The following is a 12,662-nucleotide window of genomic DNA, read 5'->3' on the forward strand; positions in this document are numbered from 1 at the left end:
CGTAGCGGTCGCACGCACAAAAACCCCGATTCCCGGCAGGCTGCCTTCCAGATGGAACAACATTGGCGGCGCGTCGCGCGTGGCGCACGAACCGACGTTCCGTGCGCCACGCGCGACGCGGCATCACGCCGTTCAGAAGCGCGTGCGCATGCCGATCGTGCCGACGACCTGGTTCGCCGTGCTCGATGCGCCGCCCGACGTGTTGATGAACGCCTGGTAGCCGCGGCCCGACGCGTGCTGAAACATCGCTTCCGCGTACAGGTCGGTGCGGCGCGACAGCTTGTACACAGCCTGCAGGTCGACCTGGTGCCACTTCGGATCCGAGCCGTGCTTGCTGTCGGGATTCGACACGCTGGCGTCCGTGTACACGTAGGCGACGCCGAGGCTGACCGCCGGGGTGACCGCGTAGCGCACGTTCACGTCGTAGTTGTTGAATGCGACCTGGCCGGTGGCGCCGAACGAGCCCGTGTTGTCGTACTGCGAGCGCGTGTAGACGAAGCCGACCGTCGCCGGGCCGAACACGTAGCCGACGCCGCCGCCGTAGGCGCGCATGCGGTCCGAACCGATCGACCAGCCGCCCTGGTTCACGCTCTTTGCCTCGGCCGAATCGGTCGCGCCGGGGCTCGCGCTCGTCGAGCCCTTCGTGCCGTTCATCTGCAGGTACGCGCCGGCCAGCTTGAGCGGGCCGTTCGTGTAACTCGCCGCGACGCTGTACGCGCGGTTGGCGCTGAAGTTCGTCGAGTTCGAGAACGCGTACATCGCGCCGACCTTGAAACCGGCGAGCGAATCGCTCGTGTACTTGACCGCGTTGTTGATGCGCAGCGAGTGGTTCAGGTTGTCGTTGTCGAACGGATGCGCGAAGCCCGCATCGCCGAAATCGCCGGCCGTCGCGGACAGCGGCGCGACGAAGTCGACCATCGTGTCGTACTGGCGGCCGAGCGTCAGCGTGCCGTAGCCGGCCTGGCTCAGGCCGACGTACGCGTGACGGCCGAACAGCTTGCCGTCCTGGCCGAGGCCGCCGTTGTTCACGTTGAAGCCGTTCTCGAGCACGAATAGCGCCTTCAGGCCGCCGCCGAGATCCTCGGTGCCGCGCAGGCCGAAACGGCTGCCGTTGACCGTGCCGCTGGCCATGCGCCACTGCGACGCGCCGTTCACGTTGTTGGTATAGGCGATGCCGGCGTCGATCAGGCCGTACAGCGTGACCGAGCTCTGCGCATGGGCGAGCGGCGCGAACAGGGCGGCCGCGCATGCACCGGCGATCAGGGTTTTTTTCATGGTGAAGCTCCTGCGTGTGGGAGGGGAAACCAAAGTTCGGCGCAAGTATAGGAACGCCCTGCGCGCGCGCGGCCGCCGGCGCGGCGAGCGCACCTTTCCGGATCCGGCAAGAGTCCTTCACAAAACCGACATGTCGCGCGGCGTGCGCGCGAGGCCGGCGGTTTTCACGTGATCGCCGACGCCGGGCTTCCGTCCGGCCGTGGCCGGCTGTCGTGCCGACGCAACATGCGCGGCGCGTGCGCGCATCGATGTTTTTCATCCATACTGGTCACCGGGATCGCACGGCCGCCGGCGCCAATCGCGCGGCGCGCGTCATGCATACAACAAGGGGCCTCCACATGAATCTGTTCAACGTACGCTTGCGCGGCCGCGACGGCCTGTTCACGATCGGCATCGACGGCGGCACGATCGCGCGGATCGATGCGCAATCCGCGCCGATCGCGCCGGCGAACCCCGGCGATATCGACGGCGGCGGCCGGCTCGCGATTCCGCCGCTCGTCGAGCCGCATATCCACCTCGATGCGGTGCTGACGGCCGGCGAGCCGGCATGGAACATGAGCGGCACGCTGTTCGAGGGCATCGAGCGCTGGGCCGAACGCAAGGCGACGATCACGCACGAGGACACGAAAGCGCGCGCGCATGCGGCGATCGGCATGCTGCGCGACCACGGAATCCAGCACGTGCGCACGCACGTCGACGTGACCGATCCGACGCTCGCCGCGCTGAAGGCGATGCTGGAAGTGAAGGACGAGGCGCGCGGGCTGATCGACCTGCAGATCGTCGCGTTTCCGCAGGAGGGCATCGAATCGTTCGACGGCGGCCGCGCGTTGATGGAGCAGGCGATCGACCTCGGCGCGGATGTCGTCGGCGGCATTCCGCATTTCGAGAACACGCGCGAGCAGGGCGTCAGCTCGATCGGCTTCCTGATGGACCTCGCGGAACGCACCGGCTGCCTCGTCGACGTGCATTGCGACGAGACCGACGACCCGCATTCGCGCTTTCTGGAAGTGCTCGCCGAAGCCGCGCGCGTGCGCGGGATGGGCGCCCGCGTGACCGCGAGCCACACGACCGCGATGGGCTCGTACGACAACGCGTACTGCTCGAAGCTGTTCCGGCTGCTGAAGCGCGCGGGCCTGAACTTCATCTCGTGCCCGACCGAGAGCATCCACCTGCAAGGACGCTTCGATACGTTTCCGAAGCGGCGCGGCGTCACGCGCGTCGCCGAACTCGACCGTGCCGGGCTCAACGTGTGCTTCGGGCAGGATTCGATCAAGGATCCGTGGTATCCGCTCGGCAACGGCAACATCCTGCGCGTGCTCGACGCGGGCCTCCATATCTGCCACATGATGGGTTACGAGGACCTGCAGCGCTGCCTCGACTTCGTGACCGACCACAGCGCGACGGCGCTGCATCTCGGCGACGGCTACGGCATCGCGGCCGGGCGTCCGGCGAATCTCGTGGTGCTCGACGCGGACAGCGACTACGAAGCCGTGCGCCGGCAGGCGAAGGCCACGCTGTCGGTTCGCCACGGGAAGGTGATCATGCGGCGCGAACCGGAGCGCGTGACGTATCCGGACTGACGCGGAAGGCGGGGCGCACGGCCTCGTCCGATCTCATGTATTCATCAGATGCATGAGTCGATGCTAAAAATACGTTTGTCTCATGATCGGTGCGGGCCTACGATGCGGTCCTGACGACGGTGCGCGTGTTGCGCGCCGTCCTTTCGATCCCGTTCGCCGACCTCATGCGCCTCGATCTGCCGTCCGCTCCCGCCTCCTCTCCGCCGCCTGCCAGCCCGTTCGCGCGGATGGCCGTCGTCACGGTCCTGACCGGTCTTGGCGCGGGCCTGGGCGGCATGCTGCTCGCGCTGCTGCTGCATGCGATCCAGCACATCGCGTACGGCTACAGCATCGCGCACGTGATCGGTTCCGAGAGCTTCCTCGACGGGGTGACCGGCGCCGATCCGCTGCGCCGGGTCGCGGTGCTGACCGTCTGCGGAATCGTCGCCGGTGGCGGCTGGTGGGCGCTCTACCGGTATGGCCGGCCGCTCGTCAGCATCCGCCGCGCGGTGCGTGCGGCCGATCCGCGGATGCCGTTCGTCAGCACGACGATTCACGCGCTGCTGCAGATCGTCACCGTTGCGCTCGGCTCGCCGCTGGGCCGCGAAGTCGCACCGCGCGAGATCGGTTCGCTGCTGGCCGGGCGGTTTGCGCACGCCGCGGGGCTCACGCCCGACGACTGCCGGCTGATGGTCGCGTGCGGCGCCGGCGCGGGCCTCGCGGCGGTCTACAACGTGCCGCTCGGCGGCGCGATCTTCGTGCTCGAAGTGCTGCTCGGCACGTTCGAGCTGCGTGCGCTGGTCGTCGCGGTCGTGACCTCGGCGATCGCGGCGGCCGTCGCGTGGATCGGCCTCGGCAACGAGCACCAGTACACGGTGCCGCCGTTCGTGCTGAGCACGCCGCTCGTCGCGTGGTCGATCGTCTGCGGGCCGCTGTTCGGTTTCGCCGCATACGGTTTCGTGCGGCTCACGACCCGCGCGCGGGCGAACGCGCCGAAAGACTGGCGGCTGCCCCTGTTCGCGCTGGTCAATTTCATGGTGATCGGTGTGCTCGCGATGGGGTTTCCTCAACTGCTCGGCAACGGCAAGGGGCCGGCGTCGCTGGGTTTCGACGGCACGCTGACGATCGGCCTGGCCGCTGCGTTGCTCGTGCTGAAGGTGCTGATCGAGGCCGGCAGCCTGCGGGCCGGCGCGGAGGGCGGGCTGCTGACGCCGGGCCTGGCGAACGGCGCACTGATCGGCGTCGTGCTCGGCGGGCTGTGGAGCCTCGTGTGGCCGGGCGCGTCGATCGGCGGGTGTGCGCTGATCGGCGCGACCGCGTTCCTGGCCGCGTCGATGCAGATGCCGATCACGGCCGTCGTGCTGCTGCTCGAATTCACGCGCGCGAATCACGACAGCCTCGTGCCGATGCTGCTGGCCGTGGCCGGCTCGCTCGTTGCGTACCGGTTCGCGCAGCGGCTGGCGGAGCGACGGGCGAGTGCGGTTGCCGCCGTGAACGCGCCTGCGACGACGGTACGCTGACGCGCCCGAGCGGCTGAGGGCGGGCCACGTCGTCTGTGTCGATTCGGCGCCGCTTACCGGGGCGCCGAGGTGTCGCGGCGCGGTGCGCGGGGTTCCTCGTGCTGCGTTTCGTGCAAAAGGGCCCGCGCTCGAGGTCATGGGATACGTCGTGACGACGCGCCAGTTTTCGGGCGCGGGGTGTGTGGCGCGGATGGATCTGTTCTGATCGAGCGGGGCGAGATCCGGGCGGCGTGCTCCGTCCGCATCTCGCCATCCCGGATCCGGCCCGCCGTCAGCCGTGCGATCGTGCGGCCCGGCGTTCGTGCCCGTGACGCAACGCGAGACTCGCGAACGCGGCGACGAGGAGCGCGGCGGCCAGCAGCGTCAGCCCGTTCTTCGCATTGCCGGTGGCCTGTTCGATCGCGCCGACGACGGTCGGCCCGACGAAGCCGCCGAGCAACCCGCACGTATTCACGAGCCCGAGTCCGCCCGCCAGTGCGCTACCGGCCAGCCGCGACGCGGGAAACGTGAAGACGATCGATTGCACGACGAAGAACATCGATGCGGCCACGCACACGCACAGGAGCCCCGCAACCGGCGACGTATGCGCCGCGCCGACCATCCCGGCCGCCATCACGACCAGCCCCGCGCACAGCATCCGGCGCGCATGCCGTGACTCGCGTGCAAAGCGCGGCAGCGTTGCGGCGCCGCATGCGGCGGCGAGCCAGGGCAGCGCGGTCAACAACCCCACCGCGAACGGCGAGAAGCGTCCCGAGGCGCCGATGATGCCCGGCAGGAAGAAAATCACCGTATAGATGGTCAACTGATGGCAGAAGTACACGAAGATCGCGAGCCAGATCTGCGGATCGCGCAGTGCCGCGCCGAACGCATGCCCGCCGTGCGTGCCGACGCCCGCATCCTGCTCGGCGGCCAGCGCGCGTTCGAGTGCGCGTCCGGTCTCCGGGGCAAGCCACGGCGCGGTGCCCGGACGATCCGGCAACCGTGCCCACACGACGAAGGCGAGCAGGATCGCCGGAATCCCTTCGACGACGAACAGCCATTGCCAGCCGTGGAAACCGAGTGTGCCGTCGAGTTCGATCAGCGCGCCGGCCAGCGGGCCGCCGACGATGTTTGCGATGCACACCCCGAGCAGGAAGTAGCCGGTGGCGCGCGCACGCTCCTCGCGACCGAACCAGTACGTCAGGTACAGCATCACGCCGGGAAACAGCCCGGCTTCGGCGGCCCCGAGCAGCAGGCGCATCACGTAGAACGACGTCTCGCCGCGGACGAACGCCATCGCGATCGACAGCGCGCCCCAGGTGATCATGATCCGCGTGATCCAGAAGCGGGCGCCGACGCGATGCATGATCAGGTTGCTCGGAATTTCGAAGAGCGCATAGGTCAGGAAGAACAGCCCCGCGCCGAGTCCGTACGCGGCCGATGAAATGCCGAGATCGACCCCCATCGAATGTTTGGCGAACGCGATGTTGGTGCGGTCGAGAAAGCTGATCACGTATGCGGCGATCAGCAACGGCATGAGTTTGCGGAACAGCAGCCGGTTCAGCGACGCGCTCGCGTCGCCGGCGGCGGAAGGCAGGGCCTGGGCGTGATGAGTGGACATGCGGACGACTCCGGTAAGGGCGAACCGGCGCGCACGGCAAGCACGGTGCGCCGCGTTCGGCAAATGCCGCTGCGGGGCATGCAGCGGATGGGCAGACGACGGAGCCGCGCCGGCGGCGCTCGAACGGAGCGGGGCGATGATGGGCGTCCGGGCGCCGGCCGGCTCGGGCCGGCGCCTTGTCACTGCGCTTGCGGGTTCGGGGGCGGGGCGCGACCCGCGGTCAGAAATTCACCGCGTCGCCGCCCTTGAGTGCGAGCATCGCGCGCGCTTCGGCCGGTGTCGCGATCTCCAGCGATAGACCTTCGAGCACCTGGCGCATTTTCAGCACCTGCGCGGCGCTCGATTCCGCGAGCTTGCCCGGCGCGATCCACAGCGAATCCTCGAGCCCGACGCGCACGTTCGCGCCTTGTGCCGCGCCGATCGTCGCGAGCGGAATCTGGTTGCGGCCGGCACCGAGGATCGACCACACGTAGTCGCCGCCGAACAGGCGGTCGGCCGTGCGGCGCATGTGCATCAGGTCTTCCGGATGGGCACCGATCCCGCCGAGCAGGCCGAACACGCTTTGCACGAAGAACGGCGGCTTCGCGAGCCCGCGGTCGACAAAATGCGCAAGGTTGTACAGGTGTGAAATGTCGTAGCACTCGAATTCGAAACGCGTACCGTTCGCTCCGCAGCGCGTGAGGATCGTCTCGATGTCGGCGAAAGTGTTCTTGAACACCAGGTCGCGGCTCTTCTCGAGGTGTTCGCGTTCCCACGGATGCTTCAGCTCCCGAAAGCGCTCGAGCATCGGGTACAGCCCGAAGTTCATCGACCCCATGTTCAGCGAAGCGACCTCGGGCTGGAAATGCAGCGCGGGCTGCAGCCGTTCGTCGACCGTCATGTGCGGGCTACCGCCCGACGTGAGGTTGATCACCGCGTCGGTTTGCGCCTTGATGCGCGGCAGGAATTCGGCGAACACCGCCGGATCCTGGGTCGGCTTGCCGTCGGACGGATGGCGCGCGTGGAGGTGCAGGATCGCCGCGCCGGCCTCGGCGGCCGCGACGGCGGCCGTTTCGATCTCGTGCGGCGTCACGGGCAGGTACGGCGACATCGACGGCGTGTGGATCGCGCCGGTGGGCGCACAGGTGATGATGACTTTGCGAGCGTTTGCCACGGATGGATTCCTTTCGGTGAACGATGCCGGGTGCGTCACAGCACTTCGACGTTGCCGCAGACGGAGATGGCCTGCCCCGTGATTCCGTGCCCGCCCGGCGAGCACAGGAACAGCGCGGTCGCGGCGATTTCGGCCGGGTCGGTCATGCGCCGCAGCGAGATCTTCTCGAGATAGCGCTTCTCCATTTCGTCGTAACCGATGCCCAGTTGCTGCGCGCGTGCGTCGATCACGCGGCGCATCCGCGGGCCGCGCACGATGCCGGGCTGAATCGCGTTCACGCGGATGCCGAGCGGGCCCAGTTCGATCGCGAGGCTCTTCACGAGGCCGACCACGGCCCATTTCGTCGCGGCGTACGGCGTGCGGAACGCGTAGCCGAGCCGCCCGGCGACCGACGACAGCGCGATGATCGCGCCGCCATGTTTCGCGTCGCGCAGCAGCGGCACCGCACGGCGCGCGAACTGGAACTGTGCGTTCAGGTTGATCGCGACGGTTTGTTCCCACTGCACGGGGTCGATCTCGTCGATGCCGCCGGTCGGGCCGGCGATCCCCGCGTTGTTGACCAGCACGTCGAGGCCGCCGAGCGTTGCCGCGACGTCGTCGAACACGCGTTCGACGGCGGCCGGATCGGATACGTCCGCCAGCGTCGCGCTGATCGCACCGGCCCCGGCGCGCGGCGGCCGGTCGGCGAGTGCGGCCAGCGCGGCTGGCGACGCGTCGCACACATGCACGCGGGCGCCGCACTCGGCGAACGCGTCGGCGATGTCGAGGCCGATGCCCGATGCGCCGCCCGTCACGAGGACGCGCAGGCCGTCATAGGGTTTCAGCAGGTCGGAAGCTGTCATGCCGGGTTGTCTCCATCGTTGATGTTGTAGGATCGCAGCCGCCCGCGGCGGGCGGCCGCTACGGCTTTGCGTTCACGGTTCGCGGGGCCTGTTCGGCCCGCAAGGTTTCGGCGAGATCGTGTGCGGCGCCGCCGATGTCGAGCGCGATGCCGGCCCGCACGCCGGTGCCGTCGCGCCGTTCGAGGGCGTCGACGATCGCGCGGTGCGCGTCCATCGAGCGCCGCATGTGCGGGATGTCGAGCGCGACCATGTTCAGGAACGGCCCGACCCGCATCCACAAGTTCTCGACGATCGCGAGCGTGCTTTCGCTGGCGCCGTGCGCGTAGATCGCGCTGTGGAAGGCGAAATTGCTTTGCAGGTAAGCGCGCGAGCGGCCGGCTTCGACGTGCGCCTGCATCGTCTCGCAGGTCTTGCGCACGGCCGCGATCTGCGCGTCGCTCATTCGTCCGCACGCACGCTCGGCGATGCAGCCCTCGAGTGCGATCCGCACGTCGCGCAGTTCGTCGAGCATGTCGAGCGTCATCGGCGGCACGACGAGCGCGCGATTCGGGCCGTCGACCAGCGCGCGCTCGGCGCGCAGCCGCGTGAGCGCGGCGCGCACGGGCATCGTCGACGAACCGACCGCCTCGGCGACGCTGCGCAGGCTCAACGCCTGGCCGGGCGCGAAACGGCCGCTCATCAGCGCTTCGCGCAGTTGCTGGTAGACCTTGTCGGCCATCGTTTCCTGTTCGATGGCTTTCAGTGCGGGCGGGACGATACGAGGCGCCAAGGCGGGGGTTCTCCTGGGTTTGATCTGCGATCTGTGATCACACTTGCGATAGGCGAAGTGTTGACGATGCGGCGGGCGGAGTCAAGACGAACGGGATCGGGGAAAACGCCGAGGAAGGGCGGACGAAGGTTGAAGGCCAGGTACCGCTTCGGAGCATGCGCCGGACGTCATTCACGCACGGGTGGCGAAGCATCTGGCGCGGGATTATCGACATCCGGTCGTCGAAACGGATGTCGGCGACGTGAAGTTCGACTACCTGAAGTGCGTCGATCTGTACCACGGCAAAGCACGGGACGCCGCGGCGAAACAACGCGTGTGCACCCGAACGGTACCTATCGGACCAAGAAGCCGCAGAAGCCGCGCTGACGATCAAACGCCGTCGTACACCGCGCCTTCCGCGCCTCGAACCCTACTCGAGCGTCCTGATCGAATTGCTGATGCCGCGCGCGCAGTCGATCACGGCCGGCGCGAGCTTGCGGCGCGCGTCGTCGAAGGTCCAGCGGCTCGTCGGCGCAACCACGTGCACGGCCGCCACCGGCTGCCCCTGGCTGCCGAGCACGGGCGCCGCGATCGACATGTCGCCGATGAACAGTTCTTCCTGGTTGGTGGCGTAGCCTTCGCGCCGCGCGCCGTCGAGCAGCGCGACCAGTTCGTCGAGCGCCGTGACCGTGCGCGGCGTGTGCGGCGGGCGCGCCATGGCGTCGAGACGCGCGCGCGCGTCGCCGGGCGGCAGCGCGCTCAGGAATGCGCGGCCGCAGCCGGTGCAATACATCGGGATGCGGCTGCCGATCGGCATGTGGATCGGCACGAACTTCGTCGACACGAAACGCGCGACGTACACCATCTCGTCCTCGTCCGGCTCGGTGAGGTTGGTGGTTTCGCCGGTCAGGTTCGTGAGCTCCGACAGAAACGGATTCGCCACGTCGATCAGCGTATCGGCCGCGAGATAGTTGAAGCCGATCCGCATCACGTGCGGCGTGAGCTGGTAGCGCCGCGTGACCGGATGCTTGCGGATGTAGCCGAGCTTCTCGAGCGTATAGACCATGCGCTGCGCCGAGCTTTTCGTCATGCCCGCGGCGTCGGCCACTTCCGCCAGCGTCATCGTGCGCCGCTTCGCGCTGAACGCGCGCAACACGTTCAGCCCTTTCTCCAGCGACTGGTTGAACAGCAGGTCGTTTGACTGATCGGGCGACGTTTCCATGGGCAAGGGGCCGAATCGATTCGATAACGCATCATATCGTATCGCATATCGATACTCAAAAATCTTTTCTCGATATTTTTGATTCGTTTTAAGATCGAGTCATCGTCGCAGTGTCGATCCGCGACCAGTCGGCGCACCGAAGTATTCGAGAAGGAGGCACCATGGTTTCGTTCATCAAGCGGTTCGGCGCACTGGCCGCCGGTTTCGCCACCTGCATCGCGCTCGGCGCGGCATCGCCCGGCGCCGCCGCGGCCGAGCCGACGCTGAAGGTCGGCGCGACGGCCACTGGCGTGCCGTTCACGTTTCTCGACGTCAAGAGCAATTCGATCCAGGGGATGATGGTCGATGCGATCACCGCGGCCGGGCAGTCGGCCGGCTTTCGCGTCGACGTGCAGCAGACCGTGTTCTCGGCGCTGATCCCGTCGCTCACCACGCAGAAGATCGACATCATCTCGGCCGCGATGCTGAAGACGCCGGCGCGCCAGCAGGTCGTCGACTTTTCCGACACGGTCTATTCGTTCGGCGAAGGCCTGATCGTGAAGGCGGACGACCCGGGCCGCTACACGTCGATGGACGATTTCAAGGGGCAGGTGGTCGGCGCGCAGGTCGGTACGGCGTTCGTCGACGCGCTCAACAAGAAGGGCATCTTCAAGGAAGTCCGGACCTACGATTCGATCGCGGACATCATGCGCGACGTCGCGCTCGGGCGCATCAAGGCCGGCTTCGCCGACCAGCCGATCGTCGCGTACCAGATCGAACACGGCGTCAACCGTCAGGTGCGGCTCGTGCCCGAATACCAGAGCGTCGTGAAGGGGCAGGTCTGCTTCATCGTGCGCAAGGGCGACACGGCAACGCTCGAGCAGCTCAACGGCGCGATCCGCAAGATGAAGAGCGACGGCACGCTGCAGCAGATCCTGCAGAAGTGGCACATGAGCTGAGCGCCCGTCCGGGAGGCCCGGACGGTATCGCCCGCGTGTCGCGGGCACCCACTGCGGCGCGTCGCCAGGCCGTCGCATAGGAGACCTCATGTTTTTTCAGAACGCGATCGATTTCCTGCCGATCCTGCTGAAGGGCGCGGTGGTCACGATCGAGATCACGGCATGCGCGTTCGTGCTCAGCTCGGTGCTCGGGCTGATCCTCGCATTGCTGAAGGTGTCGCGCAACCGTGTCGTGGCGACGGCCGGCAGCACGGTCGTCAACGTGATCCGCGGGCTGCCGATCATCGTGCAGCTGTTCTACATGTACTTCGTGCTGCCCGATCTCGGCATCCAGCTGTCGGCGTTCCAGGCCGGCGTGCTCGGCCTCGGCATCGCGTACTCCGCCTATCAGGCGGAAAACTTCCGCGCCGGCATCGAGGCGATCGACCGCGGCCAGATCGAGGCCGCGCACGCGATCGGCATGCGCGGCCCGATGATCATGCGGCGCGTGGTGCTGCCGCAGGCGTTCCGCATCGCGCTGCCGCCGTACGGCAACACGCTCGTGATGCTGCTGAAGGATTCATCGGTCGCATCGACGATCACGGTCGCGGAGATCACGCGCGCCGGGCAGCTGATCGCGTCGTCGACGTTCCAGAACATGAGCGTCTATACGCTCGTCGCGTTGCTGTACCTCGCGCTGGGCTTGCCGCTGATGTTCGGCGTGAACCGGCTCGGCAAGCGGCTCTCGCTGAGGAGAAGCACATGATCCGGATCGATGCGATACACAAGCGTTTCCAGCAGCACGCCGTGCTGAAGGGCGTGAGCCTCGACGTGCAGCAGGGTGAGGTCGTGTGCCTGATCGGGCCGTCCGGCTCGGGCAAGTCGACCGTGCTGCGCTGTATCAACGGCTTCGAGACTTACGACGAAGGGTCGATCACGATCGACGGCGTGAAGGTCGATGCGCATTCGAAACGCATTCACGAGCTGCGGATGCGGGTCGGCATGGTCTTCCAGCGCTTCAACCTGTTCGCGCACCGCACGGCGCTCGAGAACGTGATGGAGGGGCCCGTCCACGTGCGGCGCAGGCCGGCCGCGCAAGCGCGCGAGCAGGCCCGCGCGCCGCTCGACAAGGTCGGGCTCGCGCACCGGATGAACGCATACCCGTCCGAACTGTCGGGCGGGCAGCAGCAGCGCGTCGCGATCGCACGCGCGCTCGCGATGGAGCCGCAGGCGATCCTGTTCGACGAACCGACCTCGGCGCTCGACCCCGAACTCGTCGGCGAGGTGCTCGGCGTGATGCGCGGGCTCGCGCGCGACGGCATGACCATGGTGGTCGTCACGCACGAAATGGCGTTCGCCCGCGAGGTGGCCGATCGCGTGTGCTTCCTGCACGACGGCACCATCTGCGAAAGCGGCGCCGCGCGCGACGTGCTCACGCAGCCGAAGCATCCCCGCACGCAGGAATTCCTGCGTCGCCTGCTGGCGTCGGACGACGCCGCCAACCCGGATCGAACATGAGTGCAAGGAACGCGGCACCCGGATGGCCCGACACGCAGTGGCCCGATTCGCTGTGGGCGGCGACCGCCGCGCCGGCGCCCGATACCCCCGCGCTCGATACGTCCGCGTCGTGCGACGTCGCGATCGTCGGCGCCGGCTTCACAGGCCTGTCGACCGCGCTCCATCTGGCCGAACGCGGCGTGAACGTGCGCGTGATCGACGGCGCGCAGCCGGGCTGGGGGGTGCCCCTATGTGTTTCGTCAAGCGTTAGGGGCTGACTTGGGTTGGTAAATGGTGCCGTCGCGCAGCATGGCGAACAGGACGTCGCA

11 protein-coding genes and 2 pseudogenes are annotated in these 12,662 nt (G+C 67.8%); 7 read left to right on the forward strand and 6 right to left on the reverse strand.

Annotated features, from left to right (window positions below):
• Positions 1-132: 132 nt before the first annotated feature.
• On the reverse strand, positions 133-1,275 hold the full coding sequence (locus HWX00_RS25780; protein WP_069705345.1) for a porin: 1,143 nt from the start codon (positions 1,273-1,275) through the stop codon (positions 133-135).
• A 338-nt stretch (positions 1,276-1,613) separates the two neighbouring features.
• Between HWX00_RS25780 and codA the strand changes: the two genes are divergently transcribed.
• Together codA and HWX00_RS25790 are read left to right on the forward strand one after the other, a co-directional pair.
• A complete protein-coding gene (codA, locus tag HWX00_RS25785) occupies positions 1,614-2,855 on the forward strand; it encodes a cytosine deaminase (RefSeq protein WP_034191446.1) in 1,242 nt (413 codons plus the stop codon).
• A gap of 164 nt (positions 2,856-3,019) precedes the next feature.
• Entirely contained in the window at positions 3,020-4,354 is a 1,335-nt protein-coding gene (locus HWX00_RS25790) for a chloride channel protein (protein WP_175027962.1), read from the forward strand.
• A gap of 271 nt (positions 4,355-4,625) precedes the next feature.
• On the opposite strand, the gene HWX00_RS25795 is transcribed toward HWX00_RS25790, so the two are convergent.
• The 4 genes from HWX00_RS25795 to HWX00_RS25810 form a co-directional block, all read right to left on the reverse strand.
• Entirely contained in the window at positions 4,626-5,954 is a 1,329-nt protein-coding gene (locus HWX00_RS25795) for an MFS transporter (protein ID WP_124669347.1), read from the reverse strand.
• 220 nt (positions 5,955-6,174) lie between these two features.
• On the reverse strand, positions 6,175-7,107 hold the full coding sequence (kce, locus tag HWX00_RS25800; protein WP_034191444.1) for a 3,5-dioxohexanoate:acetyl-CoA acetone transferase: 933 nt from the start codon (positions 7,105-7,107) through the stop codon (positions 6,175-6,177).
• A 35-nt stretch (positions 7,108-7,142) separates the two neighbouring features.
• On the reverse strand, positions 7,143-7,949 hold the full coding sequence (locus tag HWX00_RS25805) for an SDR family oxidoreductase (protein WP_034191443.1): 807 nt from the start codon (positions 7,947-7,949) through the stop codon (positions 7,143-7,145).
• Positions 7,950-8,007: 58 nt separating this feature from the next.
• Positions 8,008-8,718, reverse strand: coding sequence for a GntR family transcriptional regulator (locus HWX00_RS25810; RefSeq protein WP_034191442.1), 711 nt, complete (start codon positions 8,716-8,718; stop codon positions 8,008-8,010).
• Between the two features lie 181 nt (positions 8,719-8,899).
• Between HWX00_RS25810 and HWX00_RS36970 the strand changes: the two are divergent.
• A pseudogene (locus tag HWX00_RS36970) lies at positions 8,900-8,947 on the forward strand (hypothetical protein); the annotation flags it as partial.
• A 180-nt stretch (positions 8,948-9,127) separates the two neighbouring features.
• On the opposite strand, the gene HWX00_RS25820 reads toward HWX00_RS36970, so the two are convergent.
• Positions 9,128-9,919 carry an IclR family transcriptional regulator gene (locus HWX00_RS25820; protein ID WP_034191441.1) on the reverse strand — a complete coding sequence of 264 codons (792 nt, stop codon included), beginning with the start codon at positions 9,917-9,919 and terminating at the stop codon, positions 9,128-9,130.
• 161 nt (positions 9,920-10,080) lie between these two features.
• Between HWX00_RS25820 and HWX00_RS25825 the strand changes: the two genes are divergently transcribed.
• The 4 genes and pseudogenes from HWX00_RS25825 to HWX00_RS25840 form a co-directional block, all read left to right on the forward strand.
• Entirely contained in the window at positions 10,081-10,857 is a 777-nt protein-coding gene (locus HWX00_RS25825; protein ID WP_034191440.1) for an ABC transporter substrate-binding protein, read from the forward strand.
• An 88-nt stretch (positions 10,858-10,945) separates the two neighbouring features.
• Complete coding sequence (locus HWX00_RS25830) at positions 10,946-11,602, forward strand: amino acid ABC transporter permease (protein ID WP_034191439.1); 657 nt, start codon at positions 10,946-10,948, stop codon at positions 11,600-11,602.
• A complete protein-coding gene (locus HWX00_RS25835) occupies positions 11,599-12,354 on the forward strand; it encodes an amino acid ABC transporter ATP-binding protein (RefSeq protein ID WP_175027961.1) in 756 nt (251 codons plus the stop codon). The genes HWX00_RS25830 and HWX00_RS25835 overlap by 4 nt, the downstream gene beginning before the upstream one ends.
• A pseudogene (locus HWX00_RS25840) lies at positions 12,351-12,575 on the forward strand (FAD-dependent oxidoreductase); the annotation flags it as partial. The gene HWX00_RS25835 and the pseudogene HWX00_RS25840, both read left to right, overlap by 4 nt.
• Between the last annotated feature and the right edge of the window lie 87 nt (positions 12,576-12,662).

This window comes from Burkholderia seminalis DSM 23518, from assembly GCF_902832885.1.
Lineage (GTDB): Bacteria > Pseudomonadota > Gammaproteobacteria > Burkholderiales > Burkholderiaceae > Burkholderia > Burkholderia seminalis.